We start from the raw sequence: 21382 nt of genomic DNA on the forward strand, positions 1-21382 counted from the left end.
TATTGTTATAACATAACAATAAATATTCACTTCAACAGTCTCATACAGTCCGGCGCCAACTGCTAAGATGAGCTCATCATTCCACCACCATGGTCGACCATGAATCCAGATCTAGGCACCGTTTACCAGCAGTCAGCCGCCGCCGAGAACGAGGTGGAATTTCTCCAGATCCGTTTCAGCGATATCGATTTTGTCAGCAACGAGCTATGTACCACCTTGTTTGAAGTGCCATGGGGTGAAGATCAGGAGTTGCATGCCCTGTCCCTGGATTTTGATCAGGATATGCTCTTGCAGATTCTTGCGCGCCTCGAACCAAAGGCGCAGCAGCAATTTGTTGCGCAGGTGAATGGCCAGCAACCGCCCTTCCATGTCAGCCTGCCTGAAGCCGTGCTGGTGGACCGCGTGACCTGTGTACTCGGGGAAGAGCAGGAAGTTGAAGGGGAAGTCTTTACCCCCTTCGTTATCCAGGCGATTGATTAACGCAGAATGTAATCCACGCTGGTAACCACCCGCACGCGTTTGATCTCTGGCGTAAAGGCGTCAACGTCTTCAATCGAAAAATAACCCTGCGAAGCGCGGCGAATGCTGCCAACCTCGGCTTCGGCGTCCCGGGCAAACTGGTCGGCCGCCGCGCGGGCATCGCGGGTAGCGTGCGCAATCATTTCGGGTTTGATCGACTCCAGTTGGGTAAATACGAAGCGCGGCTGGAACTCATAGCTCTGGGTCAAGGCGACGCCCGACTTGACCAGCTCACCCACGGTCTGCATGCCGGTTTTGACTCGCTCTACATCTTCAGTACGCACCAGCACCGTGACTTCAGCGCGGTATCTTTCGGCCGGCAGCGCATTGTTATAGACGTTGGCGTGCTGGTCGGTGATCTTCGGCATCGACAGCTGGATATCCTTTTCGACAAATCCCTTGAGCAGCAGGAAGGAGCGAATCAGGCTCTGCTGTGCCTCTATGTCGGTTTGCAATTGATCGAGCGAGTTACCTGCGACCGAGAAATTGATTGGCCACAGCGCCAGATCTGCCTCTACGGTACGTTCGGCCAGGCCCTTTACACTGACCACGCGATCCGCATCCCGAAACTGCAATAGTCCGGCCTTGATGCTGATGGCCATAAACGCCAGTGACAGTGCGATCAGTGCTGCGGCAATGATGGAAAATCCGGAAAACCGTGAACTGCTCATAAGCTGCTCCTGAAAGCACAAGAAAGAACATCAATGTAGCTCAAAATCACGCCTGCCAGGGCAATAGAGAGACCAGCAAGCGTTTATTCGTCCTTGCGCAAATCTTCCGGAATATCCGGTTTGGGCATCGGGCCGGGACGCTTGCCCTGCCCTGCCCGGTATTGCCGCAACTGGAATACATAGGCCAACACCTGCGCCACCGCCAGGTACAGGCCGGAGGGGATCTGCTGGTCCAGCTCGGTACTGTAGAACACCGCCCGCGCCAGCGGGGGTGATTCCAGCACGATGATTTCATGTTCAGCCGCTACCTCACGGATGCGCAGCGCGGTGAAATCGGCGCCCTTGGCAATCACAATGGGCGCACCCGACTTGATCGGGTCGTACTTCAACGCCACCGCGTAATGGGTCGGGTTGGTGATGACGACGTCGGCCTTGGGTACTTCACCCATCATGCGCCGCTCGGCCATTTCACGCTGCAACTGGCGGATACGGGATTTGACCTCGGGTTTGCCCTCGGAATCCTTGTACTCGTCCTTGACCTCCTGCTTGGTCATCTTCAGCTTCTGCTTGTTATCCCAGAGCTGAAAGGGGATATCCACGGCGGCAATCAAAATCAGTGAGCAGGCAAGAAACACCAAGGCCATGCCAAGAATATACCCGCTGTGCTCAATCGCATCTGGCAGGGGTTGCCGATCCAGGGTAAGCATCTGATCCTGGAACAGGTTCAGCACAAACAGCGCCGTGACCAGCACCACGAGAAATTTGGCCAGCGCCTTGAGCAGCTCCACCAACGCCTTGAGCGAAAACATCCTTTTCAAGCCCGCGAGCGGGTTCATCCGTTCGAACTTGGGCGCCATCGACTTGGCGCTGAGGAGCCAGCCCCCCAGCAAAACCGGCCCGACCAGAGCGGCGATCAGCAGCATGAAAAATAGCGGCCCGATCACGTCCAGCCCAATCCCCACTGACGCGAGCAACTGCAAACCCATGGTATCGGTGGAGTATAAAGCAGCGCGATCAATGCTGAAGTTGAAGATCATCAGATCCAGCAAGCGTCGGCCCATCTCCGGCCCGAGCATGATCAGACCCAACGACGCCACCATGACCACTGCCAGGGTATTCAGCTCTTTTGAGCGTGCTACCTGGCCCTTGTCACGCGATTCCTTGAGGCGTTTCTCCGTGGGGTCTTCGCTTTTATCCTGGCCACTGTCCGACTGTTCTGCCATCAGTCAGCCCTCACAAAGGCGCGAAGCCAGATCAGCGTTTCGGTAGTCACCACCTGGTACTGTTCGGCAACGCTACCGAGCAACACCCACATGATGAACAGTCCGAAGATCAGCGTCAGCGGGAAACCAATGGAAAAGATATTCAGCTGCGGGGCAGCGCGCATCATCACGCCGAAAGCCAGGTTGACGATCAGCAACGCGGTGATAGCCGGCAGACCGACCAGCAGGGCAGCGGACAGCACCCAGGAAAAGCGCAGCACCAGAGCATAAAAGTCGGTAGCCAGTAAGGTTTCGCCTATCGGCAAGGTGGTAAAGCTTTCGACCATGACCTCAATCACCACCAGATGGCCGTTCATGGCCAGAAACAGCAAGGTGACCAACATGGTAAATACCTGAGCGATCACCGCGACCGAAATACCCATGCTCGGGTCGTTCATCGAGGCAAAGCCTAGACCCATCTGCATCGCGATAATCTGGCCGGCCAGAACGTGGATCTGAAACAGCAACTGCAATGCAAAACCCATCGCCACGCCGATCAGGATCTGCTCGGCAATCATGACCCAGGTGCCCAGCGACAGCGGATCGATCATCGGCGCGGCGGGAATATGCGGGGCGATGATAGCGGTCACAGCCAATGCCAGAAACAAGCGGATGCGCATCGGCACCAGTTGCGTACCGATCACCGGCATGGTCATGAATACGCTGCCCGTGCGAAACAATACCCAGAGGTAGCTCATGACCCACTGGGTGATGACCTCGCTGGACAGCTCGATCATCAGCCGATCAGTCCGGGGATATTCCGGTAAAGCCGGTCGGTGAACTCGATCAGCTGAGTCACCAGCCAGGGACCCAGCCAGATCAGCGTCAGAAAGGTGAACAGCAGGCGCGGCAGGAAGCTCAAGGTCTGTTCGTTAATCTGCGTAGCAGCCTGAAACATTGCCACGATCAAGCCCACTACCAGGCTCGGCAGTACGATCACGGCGACCATCACGGTGGTCAGCCACAGCGCCTGGCGAAACAGATCTACCGCTACTTCAGGTGTCATCGAAGGGCTCCTATGTCACCGCAAAGCTGGCTGCCAGGGTGCCTATGATCAACGCCCAGCCGTCTACCAGGACGAACAGCATGATCTTGAATGGCAGCGAGATAATCAGCGGCGACAGCATCATCATACCCATCGCCATCAGCACGCTGGCCACCACCAGATCGATGACCAGAAACGGAATAAAGATCATGAAACCGATCTGGAACGCCGTCTTCAGCTCGGAGGTGACAAATGCCGGCACCAGGATATGGAAAGGCACATCATCCGGGCTTGCAATATCGGTACGCCGCGCCAGACGTACAAAGAGTTCAAGATCAGTTTCACGCGTCTGCGCCAACATGAAACCTCTGAGCGGAATGCTCGCGGCGTCCACCGCCTGCTGCGGAGTCATTTCCTCGGCCAGGTAGGGCTGCAGCGCGGTTTCATTGATGCGCTCAAACACCGGCGCCATGACGAACAGGGTGAGAAACAGCGCCAGGCCGACCAGAATCTGACTCGATGGTGTTTGTTGCAAACCCAGCGCTTGGCGAAGAATCGCAAAGACGATAATGATCCGGGTAAAACTGGTCATCATCATCACGAACGCGGGAATAAAGGTCAGCGCCGACATCAGCAGCAGAATCTGCAAGCTGACAGAGTAGGTCTGTTCGCCCTCCTGGTCAGTACTCAAAGTGATCGCCGGCATGCTCAGCGGATCGGCGGCGGTCTGCGCCAGCACCGAGGGCGCCAGCAACATCAGCAGCAGGACTAGCCAGCGCATCATGGCTTGGGCTCCCGCTTCAACAGGCCTCGCAATGTCTTGGCAAAATCAGAGTTCATCGTGCCGGCAGCGCTAACCTCTGCGATAGGTTCATCAAATACATGCAGCGTATTGATGCGCCCAGGAGAGGCACCCAGCAACAGCTGCTTGCCACCAACATCGACCAGTAATATCCGGTCTCGCGGCCCCAGAGGCAGGCTGCTGAGCAATCGAATATGTTGACCACCCTGAGGCGCCAGAGGGCCAACACGGCGCATCAGATAACCGATCAGGAAAATCAGCCCGATTACCAGCAACAGGCCCCCGCCCAACTGCGCAAGCTGAGCAATTAGCGATCCCTGGCTGGACACGGGTGTAGAAGCAGAGTCGGCCTGCGCCCAGGCGGAACCACAAGAAAGGCAGGCCGGCAGTATGATCGCAGCTGACTTCATCAGCGCAGTTTCTTGATTCGTTCGGAAGGGCTGATCACATCGGTCAGGCGTATACCAAACTTCTCGTTCACCACCACCACCTCGCCATGCGCAATCAAGGTACCGTTAACCTTCACATCCAGCGGCTCACCCGCCAGCCGATCCAGTTCGACGACTGAACCCTGATTCAGCTGCAGCAGGTTGCGGATAGTGATATCGGTATTACCCACTTCCATGGAAATGGTCACTGGAATATCCAGAATCACATCCAGGTTAGGGCTGTCAGTGCCTTCAAACTGATCGCCGCCAACGGCCGCCGCTGGCGCGCTGAATTCTTCCATCGGCATGCGCGGCGAACTGTTGGCCGTCGCCAACATCGCGTCTATATCATCCTGATCGGTATCACCCGCTTCATCCAGCGCAGCAGCCCACTCGTCTGCGAGCGCCTGCTCCTCGGGAGTGACCTCGTCGGAATTCTTGTCATCAGCCATCTTGTTCTTCCTCTACACGAATAAAGCGGTCCGCCAGGCCCCTAACGCGGGCGTGAGATCGGCCCCAGAATTTGCAATGCCAGATTACCCTTGACCGAGCCCAGCTTGGCCTTGAACGTCGGTACACCGTTAGCGCAGAGCACCATGTGTTCCGGCAGTTCGACGGGTATAACGTCGCCCGGCTGCATGCTCAGAAGGTCCTTGAGCTTGAGCTGGCGGCGCACCACGGTGGCGCTGAGCGGCACCTTGGCAGCGGTAATTTCCTCACGCAGGGCCTTGACCCAGCGCTCGTCATGTTCGTCCACATCCGACTGCACACCGGAATCCAGCACTTCACGCAGGGGCTCGATCATCGAATAGGGGAAAGTGATATGCATATCACCACCGCCCCCATCCAGTTCGATGTGGAAAGTCGACACCACCACTACCTCACTGGGGCTGACGATATTCGCCAACGCCGGATTCACCTCGGAGTTCACATACTCGAAGTTAACTTCCTGCACAGCCTGCCAGGCTTCCTTCAGGTCGAGAAAGGTCTGATCCAGCACCATGCGTACCACACGCAGCTCGGTCGGCGTGAATTCACGCCCCTCGATCTTGGCATGCCGTCCATCTCCACCAAAGAAATTGTCGACCAGCTTGAATACCAGGCGCGCATCGAGAATAAACAGCGCCGTGCCGCGCAGCGGTTTCATCTTCACCAGATTAAGGCTGGTGGGTACATAGAGTGAATGCACGTACTCGCCGAACTTCATCACCTGCACGCCACCCACCGCCACATCCGCTGAACGACGCAGCAGATTGAAAATACTGATACGGGTATAGCGGGCAAAACGCTCGTTGATCATTTCCAGGGTCGGCATGCGCCCGCGGACGATACGATCCTGACTGGTCAGATCATAATTCTTGACTGACCCCGGCGTGGTATCGATCTCGGTGTCAACTGCCCCATCGTCGACACCATGCAACAGCGCATCGATTTCATCCTGTGAGAGCAGATCCTGAACGGCCATGGAGGCTTCCTATTGCAAGACTATATTGGTAAACAACACCGATTCGATCACCGGGTCACCGACTTCCTTTTCCAGCAAGGCCTTGACCGCGAGTGTCGCTCGTTCGCGCAGGGCTTCCTTACCTTCAGGAGAGAACAATGTCTGGAATTCTTCACTGCTGAACAGCAGCACCAGCTCGTTGCGCAGCAGCGGCATGTGCGCAGCGACACTGGCCATCCCGTCGATATCTCGACCCATCAAGACCACATTGACTTGCAGATAACGCTTGCGGCCCTCATGGGTGTAGTTGACCACAAAAGCCGGATCCAGCGGCTGATACAGCGCACCAGCGCGGGCGGGCTCAGAAGGCTCGGCCTCGGCCACCTCCTCGTCCCCACTCATCAGCATGTAGGTCACCCCACCTGCCGAAAGCAATACCGCCAGCAGGCCAACCCCGACAAGGATCAGCAATTTCTTTTTGCTTTTGCCCGGTACCGCTGCAGCTTCTGCTGCGGGCTCTTCATCTCGCGATTGTTTTGCCATGACAAAATTCCGTCACTTAAACAGGGAAAACCTGCTTTTTGTGTCTTGAGGAGAAAGTATTGCATCGACCATGCCAACTTGTCGGTGCGCGCTAAGCCTAGTGCGCCAAGGATAAAGCCAAGCGTGGCAAATGTCTTTGTACGGTGAGAAAAAGTCCGGAGAGAGGTTGGCTGTGGTGAAAATCGAGCCTTGGCGCTGGGAGGAAAGCGCCCCTGGCCGCGGGTTCGGACTGGGGATGGTCAGACTGGAATTCAGCCCACCGGCCGGTGGGCTGAGGCGGCGCAAGCTTTACGCGTAATAATCAACCAGCCTGTTGGTCATCGTCTGGCTGATCGCATCGGCCGCCATCAGCATGCCGGCGTCATCTGCCATGGACGCTGCCGATGGCGCACCCGCCACCGCGCTCCCGCCAGCTGAGCGGCCCTGGCTGTCCTGGCCTGCCTGTTGCCCGACGGAAGAGTCACCTACCGAAACGTTGACCAGATCCATACCCTGTTGCGAGAAGGACTCCCGCAGGCGGAACATCTGTGCTTCCAATGCCTCTCGGACTGACGGGTTCTGGCTGACAAACTGCACCTGGTGCTCCTGGCCGCGCGTTTGAATATGAATTTCCATCGGCCCCAGCTCAGCCGGATCCAGGCGAATCTCCACGCTGCGCAGGTTCTGGCTGGACATCCATTGTATTTTTTCCACCATCGCGTCGCCCCAGCCAGCCTGGCCGAGGGGGACACCCAACGATTGCGTTGCCGCCAATACCGGGCGCGCTGCCAGAGTGCCCTGCGCTGTTGCCTGGCCCTGGGTACCAGGTCGTTGCAGCGCTTCGGTGGCGTCCGTTTCGGCTGAGCCCCGCTTACCTGTCAGGGCTTCCAGTGCGTCGCTCAGCTTGGCAGTGAACGCAGCACGGCTGTCCTGACCAGCCAGGGACGGATCCTGGGCGCGTTGTTGAATCTGGGTTTCCAGCAAGCTCGCGCGGTCCGCCTTGGACGATCCCGTGCCATTTTCCTGGCGCAACTCCCGCTCCAGTTGAGCCTGTTGAAGCTGATCGGCTGTGAGCGTGCCTTGGGCGCCGCTAGCAGTGTTGCCCTGAATACCGGTCACTGCGACAGCTGCTCGCGCATCACCAACACCGGCCTGCCGGCCCGATAACGCATTCAACGCCAACAACTCGCTATCCAGCTCTCCTTCAAGATCACTTTCGCCCTCAAGCTCGGCGGCATCGTTCAGAGCCTGGCGAGCCTGCGTCAGCCATTGCGCCCAATCATCAGCCATCGACTTGAGCAACGCCGGATCCGTTTCCGCATCCGTGGCTATCGATTCCGCGTTCAGATTCAGCTCAGCGAGCTGTTCCAGCCAACCTTGCATGTCGGCCGGCAAATCCTTGCCGTCAACGGCAATCTCCAACTCCTCCAGCGCAGCCAATCCAGCGTCGCCGTCTGGCCCTTCCAGAAACGCCAGCAGCGCATCGAGTTGCTCTGATTGCTGCCCGGAGAGTACCGCGGAAAAACTCTGCGCGCCTTCTCCCTCGCTCGATTGCGCGGAGGATGCAGGGCCAGCAGAGGTAACGCTCGGCCGTACCGGACTGGACAATATTGCCAGCATATTCTGACTGACGGACATCGTGGATGTCTCCATGGCTTCGGAGTGGGAGTGCAATTGCGACTTCTTAAGCATGGCTCTGCAAAGTGCGGGCCACTTATAGGGGAAGCGGGGAATTCCATGTAGAAAGTGGCCTGGCTAGCAGGTCAAGCCTACCGGGCCAGGTGTAATTGCACGCGCTGAAACAGCTGGCAGATTTCCTCATAGCACTGGCTGGCCAGTTCGGCATCATGCTGCAACCCCGCTTGCTCGGCGCGTTCACAGGCGTGCTGAAGCGCCTCCGCGCCCATGTTGCCGCAACTGCCCTTGAAGCTGTGCGCCGCTTGTCTGAAGGCATCCCATTGCTGCTGTTGCAGGCTGCTGGCCAGCGTTGCCAGGCGTTTCTCTCCATCCTGCACAAAGGTATCCAGCAAAAGCGGGTAATCGTCCTGCATCAGCTCGCGCAGCGCGGATTGCACTACGGGGTCAAGATCCATGGCTACATCAGGCATAGGGTAGGCTCTCCTCCTGGTCGCCATAGCCTAAAAAGGCTATGCCTTTTTGTTTGCATTATGGCCAAGCTGCCAGGCAAAAACCACTCGCACGCGGTTGCCCGCGGCGTTGAACTCAAGCTCGTCAGCCAGGGCTCTGACCAGTGCAAGCCCCCGGCCAAAGTAGCCATCGCCGCTGCCACTGGCGCCCCGCTCGTCCGCCTGCCAGTGGGCGCCGGTGAATCCCGATGCGTCCGGCATGCGGGCAAATCCACTGCCGCTATCCTCCACCTCGATACTCAGCAAACCACCGGCATTGCCCGGCTGGTGATCCAGCGAAACGCTGATCCAGCCGTCGCGCAGCGCATTCAGACGCTCATTACGCTGCTGGTAATACCGCGTAAACCCGAGATAATCAGCCTTGAGCGAAGAATCCAGCTGCAACAGACCATGCTCCAGCGCATTGCTGTATAGCTCGCTGAGAATGGTAAAAAGGCTGCCCCCGTGTTCGCGCAGACCCGGCACCTCCATCAGCACCTCGAGCAGAAACGGCAAAGGATTATGTTCACGGATCGACGCTGCGCGGAAGGTGTAGGCCAGATGCCAGTCCTGCGCGTCCAGTTGCCGGGCATCCGGTTGCAGCAACATCGCCGGCGGTACGCTGAGTGGCTGCATGACCACCTCAAGCAGGCTGATATCGTCTTCAGGGCTGCCATGGAAGGCTTCCAGTGCCTGCAACAAACCATCGAATACCGCTCCAGGCTGGCCGAGGTAGCTTTCCACCACCTGCCATACGCGCTGCTCGCCGAATTGCTCGCCTTGCTGATTGCGACTCTCGATGACACCGTCGGTCCAACACAGCAATCGCTCACCCGCTGCGAGCGGCAACACCACTGGCGTCGGATCGAAGCGCTCCCTGCCCGCCACCGCCAGCGGCAGGTGAGTTGAGCTGATGCGGTGCAGGGTTTCGCCAGCACTGCCCAACACCAGCACCTCTGGCAGGCCGCCGTTCCAGATCTCGACCAGGCCCTTGTCGGGATTCACTTCGATCAGTACCGCGCAGCAAAAAATGCCCACCGGCAGGATGCGGCTGAGCTTGCTGTTGAGCTCGACCAGTATGTCGCGCAGATTGAAGCCGCGCGCAGTCATTGAGTAGAACACCTCGGCCAGCGGCATGGCACCAATGGCTGCCGACAGACCATGGCCGGTGAAGTCGCCGAGCAGAATATGCATGCCGCCCGAAGGCTTGTACGCCGCAAGCAGAATATCGCCATTGAACATCGCATAGGCGGATTGCAGATAGCGCAGATTTTCCGCCCCAAGACTGCCCGCATGGGCGACGCGATCGAAGATAATCTTCGCCAGTTGCTGCTCCTGCAGCAGCCGTTGATGCTGCTGGGAAATCAGATCACGTTGTTGCTGCAGGGTCTGGTGCATGTCCTGCATGCGGTTGAACGCCAGAATCTTGGCTTGCAGGATGACCGGGTTGTAGGGTTTGGTCAGAAAGTCATCGCCGCCCGCTTCCAGGCATTGCACCAGCGCGCCGGTTTCAGTCAGGCTGGTGAGAAAGATAATAGGCACCAGATCTTCGCCCGACGCCTGCTTGATTTGCCGCGCGGCCTCGAAGCCATCCATCACCGGCATCAGCGCATCCAGCAGTACCAGATCCGGACGCTGGTCGATAAAACGGTCGACGGCCTCCAGGCCATTCTCGGCACTGATCACCTCATGACCCAGCTGCATGACCAGGCGGCCGAGAATCATCCGGTCAGTCGGGTTGTCGTCCGCTATCAGCACGCGCAATCGGCTGACCGGGTCTGCAGAGGGCAACTGGCCAGGCACGGGATTGGGCATGATTTACTCGATACTGAACAACTGCTCGAAATTGGAAATACTCAGCACTTTGCGTACGTCCGCATTACACCGCACGATGCGAATATCGGCAGCGTCACCTCCTGCGTGATCACGCAGCAGCAGCAACATGCCCAGCGCGGAGCTATCAATATAATCGGCGTCGTGCAGATCCACGATGTAGCGTTCGGGGGTCAAACCTCCGCGTTCATAGGCTTCGCGGAAGTCCTGATGTGCACCGAAGTCGAAACGCCCTACCACCCTTATTGTCAGTTCCTGACCGTCTGCAGATAAAGTTGCCTTGATCGGCATAGTGGATTCCTTATTGGCGGGTTGTGCGTGTGCTGCAAAAGCCTCCCTTTAACCTTTAGCACAGGGTATGCAGACTGTCAGGGATTATTTCGATTGCGATCAAATGCACGCTGGGAAAGCTCATCAAGCAGTTTCTGCTCTTGCTTGTCCGCGCGCACCCGCGCTTCCTGCTGATAGCGCTCGATGAGTTTGCGCATGGCTTCCAACCGTTGATAGCGCTGACGCCAGACCTCACGGGCTTTACCCAGGCTTTGCTGATGCCAGACAACCGTCTGGTGTTGCTGATCGATGGCAGTCTGCATCTGCGCCAGGAAGCGCTGGTAGTTGAGCAACCAGTCGCGGCCGACGCCTTGCTGGCCGCGTTGAGTCCAGCCGTTCTGATACTCCTTGCAATAAAATTCCAGGTCGCGCAGCCGCGCCTGGGCATCATCCAGCTGCCGCTGACAATCACCCAGCATGCCTGCCGCTTTGCGTTCTTCATCCAGGGCGATATCCAGCACGGGCGTCAGACGCCGAATGCGGCTTTCACTCATGGCTGATCAACTGCTCCAATGATTTCTGACTGTCTGGCAGGTTGACCTTGACCTGCAGCCCCTGGCGCAGAAAGGCCTGCATTTCCGGCATTTTCTCCATGGCCTTGTCGGTCAGCGGATCGGACCCGGCAGAATAGGCACCCACGCTGATCAGATCGCGGCTTTGCTGGTAGCGGGCGTAAAGCTGCTTGAATTGCTGGGCCTTTTGCAGGTACTCGTCGCTGACGATCTGCGGCATGGCCCGGCTGATTGAGGCTTCGATATCAATCGCTGGATAATGCCCCTCCTCGGCCAATCGACGTGATAACACCACGTGGCCGTCGAGGATGGCGCGCGAAGCGTCAGCAATCGGATCCTGCTGATCGTCGCCCTCGGACAATACGGTATAGAAAGCGGTTATCGAGCCACCGCCCTGCTCGGCATTACCCGCCCGCTCTACCAGTTGCGGCAGCTTGGCAAATACCGACGGCGGATAGCCCTTGGTCGCTGGCGGCTCGCCGATGGCCAGGGCGATCTCCCGCTGGGCCTGGGCGAAACGCGTCAGCGAATCCATCAGCAACAATACGTTCTTGCCCTGGTCGCGAAAATATTCGGCGATGCGCGTGCAGTACATGGCGGCGCGCAGGCGCATCAGGGGTGCGTCATCCGCCGGCGAGGCGACGACCACTGAGCGGGCCATACCCTTCTCTCCGAGAATCTGCTCAATGAACTCCTTGACCTCACGGCCGCGCTCACCGACCAGGCCGACAATGGTGATATCCGCTTCAGTAAAACGCGTCATCATCCCCAGCAACACGCTCTTGCCGACGCCGCTACCGGCAAACAGACCCAGCCGCTGGCCGCGCCCGACCGTCAAGAGACTGTTGATGGTGCGAATGCCTACATCCAGTGTCTCGTCAATCGGGTGGCGCTTGAGCGGATTGATCACCGGCCCATTCAGGTCCACCCAGTCATCAGCCTTGAAATCGCCCTTGCCGTCCAGCGGCCGGCCAATGCCGTCAACTACCCGGCCAAGCATCGCGTTGCCCATGGGTAACTTGCCACCGCCCTTGGACGGCACGACGCGGGCGCCGGGCTGCACACCTTGCAAGCTGTCGACCGGCATCAGATAAATCTTGCTGCCGGAAAAGCCCATCACTTCCGCTTCGATCTGCGTACGCCCGCCCTGCGGGGTATCACTGATCACCACGCAGCGGCTGCCCACCGGCGCCTTGCAGCCTTCAGCTTCCAGGGTCAGGCCGACCATACGGATCAGCCGACCCTCTACTACAGGCTCGTGGGGCAAGGTTAAGGCGTTAGGGTAAGTGGCCAGGCGCTTGGCGAAACTGATGCGTTCAAGCCGGCTCATCGTTGCTCTCCGGATCTGCTGCAGATGCAGACTCCTGGCCGGTCTCCGTCAGGGTGATATCTGGCTCCGGCGGGCGCACACGCTGTTCGCGCTGTTGCTCAAAAAGCTGCATCGTGATCTGTTGCAGGCGGGTTTCCAGCGTTGCGTCCAGTTGGCTGTGCTCGGTTTCAATCCGGCAGCCGCCGGGCATCAGTTGCTCATCTTCCAGCAACCGCCATTTTTCTTCATGGCGCTCGCGCAATGCCTTGGCAGCATCGAAATCGGCGGGGTTGAGATAAATACGAATATTCTCGGCGCCCATCGGCAGCGCCTTGAGAGCACCACGCAACACCGCGGTGATCTGGCTGGAATCAATCTTCAGCTCGCGCTGGATAACTTCCCGGACCATGGTTTCAACCAGTTTGAGCAGCATGTCCTCAATCTGGTCATCCTGCTCGCGCATCGGCTCGAGCAACTGCACCATGACCTTTTCCAGCTCGTCCATGCGCGCGTCCAGCTTAACCTTTGCCTCCTGCTGGCCCTTGAGCTGGCCGGAGTGGAAGCCATCCTTCTCGCCGGTGGCGAAACCTTCGTTGTAGGCTTCCTCGCGGATCTGTTCGAGCTCTTCTACCGTATAGGGTTTAGGGCCCTGCTCCTGGAGTTCGGCCTCCGCCGCAAGCGCAGCATCCTCAGCCGATTCTTCAGGCTGTTCTTCACGTTCAATCGGCACATGGTGGGGCGCCGCGTCGAAGCTGGGCATGTCCCAACGGGCGAAACCGGCGAGTTCACCGCCGCGCAGCAGCTCGCTGTCCTTGGTCCGCTCTGCGGTGGCTGCGGGACGCTTTCCTGACTCCGGCACTAGATCATTTCCTCGCCACCCTTGCCGCCCAGGACGATTTCACCTGCGTCGGCCATGCGTCGGGCGATGGTCAGAATTTCCTTCTGCGCCGCTTCCACTTCACTGATGCGCACCGGCCCCTTGGCTTCCAGGTCGTCCTGCAGCAGTTCAGATGCGCGCTTGGACATGTTCTTGAAGATCTTGTCCTTGATCGCTTCGTCCGCCCCCTTCAATGCAATGATCAGCACGTCGGACGAGATTTCGCGTAACAGCGCCTGAATGCCCCGATCGTCGACTTCCGCCAGATTGTCGAAGACAAACATCAAATCTTCGATCTTGCTGGACAGGTCTTCATCCATATCCCGAATGGCTTCTATCAGCTGCGATTCGGTGCTGGATTCCAGATAGTTCATGATATCGGCCGTGCGCTTGATGCCGCCCATATTCGCGCGGGTGGTATTTGAGTTGCCAGCAAACTGCTTCTCGAGAATCTCGTTCAATTCTTTCAACGCCGAGGGTTGCACGGTATTCAGCGCGGCTACTCGCAAGAGCACGTCGAGGCGTACCTTGTGATCAAAATAAGTAATCACCTCGGCGGCCATGTCGGGGTCCAGGTAAGCGACGACGATAGCCTGAATCTGCGGGTGTTCAAAGCGAATAACGTCGGCAACGGCACGCGGCTCCATCCACTTCAGACTATCCAGCCCCGAGGTGCTGCCGCCGAGCAGAATGCGATCCACCAGGCTGTTGGCTTTATCTTCACCCAGGGCCTGGGTCAGCATCGTGCGAATATAGCCGTCTGCACCGACACCCAGCCCGGTCTGATCACCCACGGTATCGATGAAATCGCCCATGACCTGCTGCACCTGCTCGCGGTGCACAGTACGCAGACCCGCCATGGCGCTGCCGACCCGCTGTACTTCCTTGGGGCCCATATGCTTGAGAATGGCGGCGGCGTCAGATTCGCCCAGGCTCAACAAAAAGATCGCGGCCTTGTCCAGCTTGGACAGTTTCGGGCGTTTGGCGACTTCTTCACTCATCGGCGTTAATCCACTCTTTGACAACCTGAGCTACCCGGCCAGTATCCTCGGCCAGCAAGCCCTTGATAGCATTCAACTGCTGTTCGTAACCGGCACCCGGCGGCGGTAGCAGCACCGCAGCGCTGCCGGCTGGACCAGTGAGACTGACGCGATCATCGCGCAGATCCTCGTCCATATCATCCATGCCGCCCAGCTCCGCCGGGTAACCGGCAAGGCCTCGATTCTGCGGCTGCGCTGTCAAGTTCTTCAATACCGGGCGCAGCACACCGAACACCAGAATCAGTATAAAGAGTATTCCCAGTACCTGCTTGGCAAGATCCCAGAACCAGGCCTCAGACCAGAAAGGTATTTCCGGCAACGGCTCCATCTCGGCAACAGCGACAAAGGGGCTGTTGATCACGCTGACGCTATCACCGCGGCTGGCATCAAAGCCCACCGCGTCCTGTACCAGGCGCGTCAGTTGGGCAATATCGGCCTCGGACAATGGCTCGCTGACGTTTTCACCGGTTTCGGGATTGACGGTGACCGGATCGTCGACCACTACCGCGACCGACAGGCGACGCAAACGGCCTTGTTGCTGGCGGGTGTAACTGATCTGCCGGTCCAGTTCGTAATTACGGGTGGCCTGTTCGCGGGTATCGCGTGGCACCACAGGCACGATCGGCTCGCCGGTGTCTGGATCAACAACAACTTCCGGCACGGTCACGGCACCGGGAGGCTGATTGGTCAGAGCGCCAGGAATACCCTGGGGGCCTTGGCCCGCAGCACGCTCCTCGGTCATTACCTGCTCGCTACGCAGCGCAGATTCGGGGCTGTACATCTCGGCAGTCGATTCCACTGCGCTGAAGTCCACGTCTGCGGAGACTTCAGCCTTGTAGCGACCAGCGCCGACTATGGGTTCCAGTATGTTGTGCACGCTACGGGTAAGGCTATCTTCCATTCGCCGGGTGTAATCAAACTGGCGCCCAGCAATAGTCAACTCGCTCAACTCGTCCTGATCAGAAAGTAGATTGCCGTTTTGATCGACTACGGTGACCTGATCCTTGTTCAGCTCCGGGACGCTGGTCGCCACCAGATTGACGATCGCCATCACTTGCGCCGGCTCCAGGCTGCGGCCAGCAAACATCTCCAGCAACACCGAGGCGGTAGGTTTGCGATCGTCACGCACGAATACAGTGGAGCGTGGAATGGCAATGTGCACCCGCGCGGATTTGATGTTGTACAGGCTGGAAATGGTACGCGCCATCTCCCCTTCCAGACCCCGGCGGTAGCGCGTGGTTTCCATGAACTGGCTGGTGCCCAGACCCTGCTCACGGTCGAGAATTTCATAACCCAGATTATTGTCACGGGCACTGACGCCGGCGGCGGCCAGACGCATACGGGCGTCGGCCAGATCCTCGGTCGCCACCAGCAGCGCACCGCTGTTAGGCTCAACGCGGTACTGGATGCGCGCCTGGGTGAGAATATCCACCACCTGCGCAGAATCGTAGTTCTCCATATTGTTGTACAGCGTCTGGTAATCCGGCTCCTGTGACCAGAGCACCACGGCGAAACCAATGGCGACACTCGCCGCCAGACCGATCAACAGCGCAAACTGCCGCAGCATGGGCAACTGCGACAGATTGTCGAGCACATTCAGCCCCATGAACGGCTTGCGCTCACTGCCTAGCGCCGGCCCAGGCCGGGTAGCAGGAGTGTTGGGAGTGTTGGCGGTTTCCATGTTCTACCCTCGGTCAATCACAGCAAGGCAAGTGTATATGCTTAGATGGGCATGTTCATGATGGATTCATAGGCAGTGACCATCTTGTTACGCACCTGGGTCACAGCCTGGAAGGCCACACTGGATTTTTGCGCGGCGATCATCACCTCGGTCAGATCGACACCCGGCACGCCGCGTTCGTAGGCGCTTTGCAGGTCACTGGTGGTGCTCTGCATTTCGCTGACCTTGTCGACGGCCTGCTTGAGTACATTTTCAAAGGCCGGTCCATTGACGTTCTGCTCCAGCTGCACCGGCGGCTGAGGGCGGCTCATGGCCTCCATCTGCATCGAGCGCATCTGCAACATCAAACGATTGAATTCAACACCTTGAGTCATGACTATCTCCGGGCCGCGATTTTTTTGACGGCGTGGATTGCGTTGGAGTTAGTTAAGCAGGAATGATGCCAACATGCGGGAGTTGGCAATAATGCGGACGGGGATGACAGGAGGGAGTAGCCGAGGTGGTGGATCCCCGTGGGAGCGGCCGCCTGGTCGCGAACATTTTCGGCAGATGGTCGCCCGGCCTAACCCTTCGCCCCGAGGCCGGGGCTCCTACCACAGCAGAAGTGCCACTTCCCGCTCGGTCAGAGCAGCAGCACGACCGCGAATGGGTTTATTGCTCAACTGGCGTAGAGACTGGCCTCAACATCCAAACCCGCATCACGCATCTGCGCCAGCTTGTAGCGCAGCGTCCGCGGGCTGATGCCCAGCTTGTCTGCGGCTTCCTTGCGCTTGCCGCGTTCGGCCCTCAATACGTCAATGATCAACTGATACTCGCGCTGCCTGACCCCCGCACCCAGGTCAGTACCCGCTTGAGCCGTCTGTGCAGTATCTGCATCCGTCAGATTCTCGACGGCTGGCAGCGTCGGACTGGCATCCCAATTTGGCAGATCCGCAGGTACCGTCATCGGACTACCCGGCAGCACCGCCAGACACAGATCCTGCGCGTGAATTACGCCACCCGATTGCAGAATCAAGGCCCGTTGCACGGCATTATCCAACTCCCTGACGTTGCCTGGCCAGCCATGCTGCTGCAGCGCGTGGCAGGCGTCTGCGGCAAAGCGTACCGGCGCCTGATTCATTTTCCTTGTGTGCTTGTCCAGCAAACGCTGGGCGATCGGCAAGATATCGCCGGGCCGCGTGCGCAGTGGTTGCCACTGCAGCGGAAAAACCCCCAGGCGGTAATACAGATCCTCGCGGAAACGGCCGGCCGCCACTTCGGTTGGCAGATCGCGGTTAGTGGTGGCAATAACTCTTATATCCAGCTGAATCAGCTTGCGCCCCCCCACACGTTCAACCTCGCGTTCCTGCAACACCCTGAGCAATTTGGCCTGCAAGCTCAGCGGCATCTCTGAGATTTCATCCAGCAGCAGCGTGCCACCATTGGCCTGCTCGAACTTGCCTGACTGCGAAGCGACCGCACCAGTAAAGGAGCCTTTTTCGTGACCGAACAGCGTGGCTTCCAGCATGTTTTCCGGAATCGCCGCGCAGTTGATCGCGATAAAGGGTTGCTCGGCGCGCGGCGATTGCTGATGGATAAAGCGCGCCAGCACTTCTTTACCGGTACCGGACTCGCCGGAAATCAATACGGTGGAATCACTGGCCGCCACTCGCGAGGCCAGATGCAGCAATTGCTGACTGGACGGCTCTACTGCCACCGGCCCCTCGAGCTTGCCGGCACGCAGTCGCCCCTGCGCGTGCTGAGCAACAAGCTCCAGTAACGCACGCGGCTCAAAGGGTTTGACCAGATAATCCACTGCGCCATCACGCATGGCTTCGACTGCCTGCTGCACGGTACCGTAAGCGGTCATCAGCAGCACCGGCAGTTGCGGGTGGTACTGACGCAAATGACGGAGCAGCCGATGACCATCCATGCCGGGCATGTTCACATCGCTGACCACCATACATACCGACTCACGTTGCAATATGGCCAGCGCAGCATCACCGTCACCGGCCTCCAGGGCCTCGTAGCCGCCCAGGGTCAGAGTGTCGCTCAAAGCTTCACGCAGGGCGCGGTCATCTTCTACCAACAGAATTCGCAGGCGTGACTGACTCATATGCTGCTCTCCAGTAATGCCCTGCTCTGGATGCCCTGCTGCACTGGGAGCAGAAGCTCGGCGCTGGTTCCCCAGCCCGCCTTGCTACGCAGATAGAAGGCGCCGCCATGGGCCCGCGCCACGGATTTGACCACAGACACACCCAGCCCTGTGCCTTGCGCGCGGGTGGTGTAAAAGGGTTCGCCGATTTGCGCACGCTGCTCAGCATCCATACCACACCCGGTATCGACCACACTCAGGCTGAGTTGACCCTCGATCAGGCGGGCACAAACCTTAAGCCGGGCAGCGTCGCCGCCGGCCTGGATGGCGTTATCGATCAGATTGGTGATCGCACCCACCAGGGTGTCGCGGTTGCACTTGAGCGCCAAACCTTGCGGGCAGCGATTATCCCAACGGCAAGCGGCAGCATTGGCCTCGACCAGCGGACCAGCGTCCACCTGCAGGGCGTCAAAAAGCTGCTCAACGCTTACGCGGTCTTCCAGCGGCAGATCGCCCTTGGCAAACAGCAGCATGTCGCGCACCTGATGTTCCATGGCTTTAAGGCGACCACTCAGGCGCTCGCCAAAACGCTGGCGCTGCGCGGCTGGTAAATCCTGGTCGTGCAAATGGCTGGCATACAGCATGGCGGTAGAAAGCGGCGTGCGAATTTGATGTGCCAGAGAGGCAACCATGCGCCCCAGGGCAGACAAACGCTCATGGCGCGCCAATTGGCTTTGCAGCTGACGGGTTTCGGTTTGATCGTTGATCAGGATGATCTGGCCTGGCTCGCCGAGCAGCGAACGGGTTGCCAGCGATACGCGGCGGCCGCTACGCAGGGACACCTCATGGTAGTCATCATCACGGGGAGCGAAACGGTCACGGATCAGATCCCGCCACAGCTGGCCTTCCAAAGGCTCACCGAGCAGTTCACGGGCAGCGGGATTAGCCTCACGCACTACGCCGTTACCATCCAGCACCACCACGCCACCGGGGAGCAAATCGAGCAGATTCTGCAAGCGTGAAGCCAGGCAGGCCTTCTCGGCCAGCTCGCGATGACGCTGGGCATGCACCTGATCCAGTTGCGCTTGAAGGGTACTGACCTGCTCCTGAAGCAAGGCGTAAGACCCCGACAGCTGACCCGACATTTGCCGGAACAGCTCGTAGGCAGCGGTTAGCTGCGCCTCGTCACGGGGTTTGGCGTCGGCGGTGTGCAGCTCGGATGGAGCTGCATTGACGGTCGAAAGGTGCTTAGCGGTGAGTACCATCGGGTGATCCCCTGAATACAAAAGAAAGCTTCAGGGAGGTCAAAGCAAAGCCCGTGCCATCACACAACAACCAAACAAATTCAAAGACTTAGAAAAGAATTGCTAAAAACGCGTCATTCTTCTGACAGGTCGACGCCACGATTGATGCCGTACTTGCGCATCTTTTCCACCAGCGTGGTACGACGGATACGCAACCGCTCGGCGGCGCGGGCCACCACACTGTTGCACTCGTCCAGAGCTTGCTGAATCAGCGTCTGTTCCAAACCCCCGAGGTATTCCTTCAGGTCCAGACCATCGGGCGGCAAGAACGCCGGACTGTTCAAACCCACCAGACCATTAAAGGCTTCGTCACGCTCATCCTCACCGGCACGAGCATTGCGCAGCTCTTCCTGATCGTCTTCCAGGTAGCGGAACTTGCGCGGCAACTCGCCAACCCCGATCACTCCATGCGGATGCATGATTGCCATGCGCTCAACCAGGTTGGCCAGTTCGCGTACGTTACCCGGCCAATCGTGTTGGCACAGCGACATGATCGCCGAGGTGCTGAAACGGATCGAGCCACGCTTTTCCATTTCCAGACGGGTAATCAGCTCGTTCAGCAGCAGCGGCAGATCCTCGATCCGGTCGCGCATGGCCGGCATCTCGATCGGGAACACGTGCAAACGGTAATACAGATCTTCGCGGAAGCCACCCTGCTCGATCATCTGTTCCAGGTTCTTGTGCGTAGCCGCGATCACGCGCACGTCGGCGGTCTGTACCTTGTTGCTACCCACCCGCTCAAAGGTCCGTTCCTGCAACACCCGCAACAGCTTGACCTGCATAGGCAACGGCATATCGCCGATTTCGTCCAGGAACAATGTGCCGCCCTGGGCCAGTTCGAAACGCCCTGCCCGGCTGGTGATAGCGCCGGTAAAAGCACCTTTCTCGTGACCAAAAAGTTCACTTTCCAGCAGCTCTGCGGGGATGGCACCGCAATTCACCGGCACAAAGGGCTGGTCCTTGCGCTTGGAATGGTAGTGCAGATTACGCGCAACCACTTCCTTGCCCGTCCCTGATTCACCCAGAATCAAAACCGTGGCTTCTGTATCAGCTACCTGCTGCATCATTTGCCGCACGGAGTAAATACTACGACTGGTGCCTACCAGGCTGCGGAACAGGTTTGGCTCGCGCTGGCGCTGACGGTCACGGTCATCATAAACCTCACGGTAGACCTGAGCACGGTGCAGGCAATCAAGCAGTTGGTTATAGCTGAGCGGCGGCGGCAATACCGCCAACAGGCGCTGCTTCAGATGTTCCGGCCAGTTTGTCGCCTGCTCTGCGTCGAGCAGGATAGCCGGCAGATTCTCGTCCCACTTGTCCAGCTGCGCAAGCAAGCCTTGCATACCATGCGCGCAGTCGCAGTGCCCGAGAATCACACATTTGAAACTGCCAGAAGAGGCCGACTGCGTCTCCACATCCTTCTGCCAGACAGCAGAGGTGGTAATGACCGCATCTTCGCCCAAAAAGGACAGAATCACGCTCAAGTCATGGCGGCTGGACGGTTCATCATCAATGAGTAAGATATGGCTGTTAGGCAGCATAAGTGTGAAAGGCGTCCTGTAAACACGCAATCCGGGCAATTGACGCTGATAGCGCTTTGCCACTCGAATAATTAGTGCTGCCAACGTTAGTCAGATTCGCTGTCACAGTCAAATAGTTGGCG

Annotated in this window: 23 protein-coding genes; 1 reads left to right on the forward strand and 22 read right to left on the reverse strand. The window is 58.5% G+C overall.

The window, feature by feature from the left end; translation table 11 throughout:
* Window positions 1-99: 99 nt before the first annotated feature.
* On the forward strand, window positions 100-480 hold the full coding sequence (locus EAO82_RS16550; RefSeq protein WP_096348277.1) for a hypothetical protein: 381 nt from the start codon (window positions 100-102) through the stop codon (window positions 478-480).
* Here EAO82_RS16550 and EAO82_RS16555 read toward each other — a convergent pair.
* The 22 genes from EAO82_RS16555 to EAO82_RS16660 form a co-directional block, all read right to left on the reverse strand.
* Window positions 477-1190 (reverse strand): SIMPL domain-containing protein, encoded by a 714-nt coding sequence (locus EAO82_RS16555; RefSeq protein ID WP_096348278.1) that lies wholly within the window; start codon window positions 1188-1190, stop codon window positions 477-479. The genes EAO82_RS16550 and EAO82_RS16555 overlap by 4 nt on opposite strands.
* Window positions 1191-1273: 83 nt before the next feature.
* Window positions 1274-2413, reverse strand: a complete 1140-nt coding sequence (gene flhB / locus EAO82_RS16560; RefSeq protein ID WP_096348279.1) for a flagellar biosynthesis protein FlhB — start codon at window positions 2411-2413, stop codon at window positions 1274-1276.
* Window positions 2413-3189: a flagellar biosynthetic protein FliR gene (gene fliR, locus EAO82_RS16565; RefSeq protein WP_096348280.1), complete on the reverse strand. Its 777-nt coding sequence runs from the start codon at window positions 3187-3189 to the stop codon at window positions 2413-2415. Before fliR ends, flhB begins: the two co-directional genes overlap by 1 nt.
* Entirely contained in the window at window positions 3189-3458 is a 270-nt protein-coding gene (gene fliQ / locus EAO82_RS16570; RefSeq protein WP_096348281.1) for a flagellar biosynthesis protein FliQ, read from the reverse strand. Before fliQ ends, fliR begins: the two co-directional genes overlap by 1 nt.
* A gap of 10 nt (window positions 3459-3468) precedes the next feature.
* A complete protein-coding gene (gene fliP / locus EAO82_RS16575; protein WP_096348282.1) occupies window positions 3469-4221 on the reverse strand; it encodes a flagellar type III secretion system pore protein FliP in 753 nt (250 codons plus the stop codon).
* Window positions 4218-4649, reverse strand: a complete 432-nt coding sequence (gene fliO / locus EAO82_RS16580) for a flagellar biosynthetic protein FliO (RefSeq protein ID WP_096348283.1) — start codon at window positions 4647-4649, stop codon at window positions 4218-4220. Before fliO ends, fliP begins: the two co-directional genes overlap by 4 nt.
* Entirely contained in the window at window positions 4649-5119 is a 471-nt protein-coding gene (fliN, locus tag EAO82_RS16585) for a flagellar motor switch protein FliN (protein WP_096348284.1), read from the reverse strand. The genes fliO and fliN overlap by 1 nt, the downstream gene beginning before the upstream one ends.
* Window positions 5120-5160: 41 nt before the next feature.
* The gene (fliM, locus tag EAO82_RS16590; protein ID WP_096348285.1) at window positions 5161-6132 is read right to left on the reverse strand and encodes a flagellar motor switch protein FliM; all 972 of its coding nucleotides are present in this window, start codon (window positions 6130-6132) and stop codon (window positions 5161-5163) included.
* A gap of 9 nt (window positions 6133-6141) precedes the next feature.
* The gene (locus EAO82_RS16595; RefSeq protein ID WP_096348286.1) at window positions 6142-6654 is read right to left on the reverse strand and encodes a flagellar basal body-associated FliL family protein; all 513 of its coding nucleotides are present in this window, start codon (window positions 6652-6654) and stop codon (window positions 6142-6144) included.
* 288 nt (window positions 6655-6942) lie between these two features.
* Window positions 6943-8271, reverse strand: coding sequence for a flagellar hook-length control protein FliK (locus EAO82_RS16600; RefSeq protein ID WP_174958985.1), 1329 nt, complete (start codon window positions 8269-8271; stop codon window positions 6943-6945).
* Between the two features lie 131 nt (window positions 8272-8402).
* Window positions 8403-8741, reverse strand: coding sequence for an Hpt domain-containing protein (locus tag EAO82_RS16605; RefSeq protein WP_174958988.1), 339 nt, complete (start codon window positions 8739-8741; stop codon window positions 8403-8405).
* Between the two features lie 39 nt (window positions 8742-8780).
* A complete protein-coding gene (locus EAO82_RS16610) occupies window positions 8781-10574 on the reverse strand; it encodes a fused response regulator/phosphatase (protein ID WP_096348289.1) in 1794 nt (597 codons plus the stop codon).
* A 3-nt stretch (window positions 10575-10577) separates the two neighbouring features.
* Window positions 10578-10883 carry an STAS domain-containing protein gene (locus EAO82_RS16615; protein ID WP_096348290.1) on the reverse strand — a complete coding sequence of 102 codons (306 nt, stop codon included), beginning with the start codon at window positions 10881-10883 and terminating at the stop codon, window positions 10578-10580.
* Window positions 10884-10960: 77 nt separating this feature from the next.
* Complete coding sequence (gene fliJ, locus EAO82_RS16620) at window positions 10961-11416, reverse strand: flagellar export protein FliJ (RefSeq protein WP_096348291.1); 456 nt, start codon at window positions 11414-11416, stop codon at window positions 10961-10963.
* Window positions 11409-12764 (reverse strand): flagellar protein export ATPase FliI, encoded by a 1356-nt coding sequence (gene fliI, locus EAO82_RS16625; protein ID WP_096348292.1) that lies wholly within the window; start codon window positions 12762-12764, stop codon window positions 11409-11411. The genes fliJ and fliI overlap by 8 nt, the downstream gene beginning before the upstream one ends.
* Window positions 12751-13602 carry a flagellar assembly protein FliH gene (gene fliH, locus EAO82_RS16630; protein ID WP_096348293.1) on the reverse strand — a complete coding sequence of 284 codons (852 nt, stop codon included), beginning with the start codon at window positions 13600-13602 and terminating at the stop codon, window positions 12751-12753. The genes fliI and fliH overlap by 14 nt, the downstream gene beginning before the upstream one ends.
* On the reverse strand, window positions 13602-14621 hold the full coding sequence (fliG, locus tag EAO82_RS16635) for a flagellar motor switch protein FliG (RefSeq protein WP_096348294.1): 1020 nt from the start codon (window positions 14619-14621) through the stop codon (window positions 13602-13604). Before fliG ends, fliH begins: the two co-directional genes overlap by 1 nt.
* Window positions 14614-16341 carry a flagellar basal-body MS-ring/collar protein FliF gene (gene fliF / locus EAO82_RS16640; protein WP_096348295.1) on the reverse strand — a complete coding sequence of 576 codons (1728 nt, stop codon included), beginning with the start codon at window positions 16339-16341 and terminating at the stop codon, window positions 14614-14616. The genes fliG and fliF overlap by 8 nt, the downstream gene beginning before the upstream one ends.
* 41 nt (window positions 16342-16382) lie before the next feature.
* Complete coding sequence (gene fliE, locus EAO82_RS16645; RefSeq protein WP_096348296.1) at window positions 16383-16715, reverse strand: flagellar hook-basal body complex protein FliE; 333 nt, start codon at window positions 16713-16715, stop codon at window positions 16383-16385.
* A gap of 284 nt (window positions 16716-16999) precedes the next feature.
* Complete coding sequence (locus EAO82_RS16650; RefSeq protein ID WP_096348297.1) at window positions 17000-18436, reverse strand: sigma-54-dependent transcriptional regulator; 1437 nt, start codon at window positions 18434-18436, stop codon at window positions 17000-17002.
* Window positions 18433-19680, reverse strand: a complete 1248-nt coding sequence (locus EAO82_RS16655; protein WP_096348298.1) for a sensor histidine kinase — start codon at window positions 19678-19680, stop codon at window positions 18433-18435. Before EAO82_RS16655 ends, EAO82_RS16650 begins: the two co-directional genes overlap by 4 nt.
* A 113-nt stretch (window positions 19681-19793) precedes the next feature.
* Window positions 19794-21260 (reverse strand): sigma-54 dependent transcriptional regulator, encoded by a 1467-nt coding sequence (locus tag EAO82_RS16660; RefSeq protein ID WP_096348299.1) that lies wholly within the window; start codon window positions 21258-21260, stop codon window positions 19794-19796.
* Window positions 21261-21382 lie beyond the last annotated feature (122 nt).

The sequence above is a fragment of the Halopseudomonas pelagia genome, assembly GCF_009497895.1.
Lineage (GTDB): Bacteria > Pseudomonadota > Gammaproteobacteria > Pseudomonadales > Pseudomonadaceae > Halopseudomonas > Halopseudomonas pelagia_A.

Bases quoted from the DNA above. Each gene is read 5' to 3' on its own strand.
- EAO82_RS16550 (WP_096348277.1), top strand. From the start codon at position 100: ATGAATCCAGATCTAGGCACCGTTTACCAGCAGTCAGCCGCCGCCGAG.
- EAO82_RS16555 (WP_096348278.1), bottom strand. From the start codon at position 1,190: ATGAGCAGTTCACGGTTTTCCGGATTTTCCATCATTGCCGCAGCACTG.
- flhB (WP_096348279.1), bottom strand. From the start codon at position 2,413: ATGGCAGAACAGTCGGACAGTGGCCAGGATAAAAGCGAAGACCCCACG.
- fliR (WP_096348280.1), bottom strand. From the start codon at position 3,189: ATGATCGAGCTGTCCAGCGAGGTCATCACCCAGTGGGTCATGAGCTAC.
- fliQ (WP_096348281.1), bottom strand. From the start codon at position 3,458: ATGACACCTGAAGTAGCGGTAGATCTGTTTCGCCAGGCGCTGTGGCTG.
- fliP (WP_096348282.1), bottom strand. From the start codon at position 4,221: ATGATGCGCTGGCTAGTCCTGCTGCTGATGTTGCTGGCGCCCTCGGTG.
- fliO (WP_096348283.1), bottom strand. From the start codon at position 4,649: ATGAAGTCAGCTGCGATCATACTGCCGGCCTGCCTTTCTTGTGGTTCC.
- fliN (WP_096348284.1), bottom strand. From the start codon at position 5,119: ATGGCTGATGACAAGAATTCCGACGAGGTCACTCCCGAGGAGCAGGCG.
- fliM (WP_096348285.1), bottom strand. From the start codon at position 6,132: ATGGCCGTTCAGGATCTGCTCTCACAGGATGAAATCGATGCGCTGTTG.
- EAO82_RS16595 (WP_096348286.1), bottom strand. From the start codon at position 6,654: ATGGCAAAACAATCGCGAGATGAAGAGCCCGCAGCAGAAGCTGCAGCG.
- EAO82_RS16600 (WP_174958985.1), bottom strand. From the start codon at position 8,271: ATGTCCGTCAGTCAGAATATGCTGGCAATATTGTCCAGTCCGGTACGG.
- EAO82_RS16605 (WP_174958988.1), bottom strand. From the start codon at position 8,741: ATGCCTGATGTAGCCATGGATCTTGACCCCGTAGTGCAATCCGCGCTG.
- EAO82_RS16610 (WP_096348289.1), bottom strand. From the start codon at position 10,574: ATGCCCAATCCCGTGCCTGGCCAGTTGCCCTCTGCAGACCCGGTCAGC.
- EAO82_RS16615 (WP_096348290.1), bottom strand. From the start codon at position 10,883: ATGCCGATCAAGGCAACTTTATCTGCAGACGGTCAGGAACTGACAATA.
- fliJ (WP_096348291.1), bottom strand. From the start codon at position 11,416: ATGAGTGAAAGCCGCATTCGGCGTCTGACGCCCGTGCTGGATATCGCC.
- fliI (WP_096348292.1), bottom strand. From the start codon at position 12,764: ATGAGCCGGCTTGAACGCATCAGTTTCGCCAAGCGCCTGGCCACTTAC.
- fliG (WP_096348294.1), bottom strand. From the start codon at position 14,621: ATGAGTGAAGAAGTCGCCAAACGCCCGAAACTGTCCAAGCTGGACAAG.
- fliF (WP_096348295.1), bottom strand. From the start codon at position 16,341: ATGGAAACCGCCAACACTCCCAACACTCCTGCTACCCGGCCTGGGCCG.
- fliE (WP_096348296.1), bottom strand. From the start codon at position 16,715: ATGACTCAAGGTGTTGAATTCAATCGTTTGATGTTGCAGATGCGCTCG.
- EAO82_RS16650 (WP_096348297.1), bottom strand. From the start codon at position 18,436: ATGAGTCAGTCACGCCTGCGAATTCTGTTGGTAGAAGATGACCGCGCC.
- EAO82_RS16655 (WP_096348298.1), bottom strand. From the start codon at position 19,680: ATGGTACTCACCGCTAAGCACCTTTCGACCGTCAATGCAGCTCCATCC.
- EAO82_RS16660 (WP_096348299.1), bottom strand. From the start codon at position 21,260: ATGCTGCCTAACAGCCATATCTTACTCATTGATGATGAACCGTCCAGC.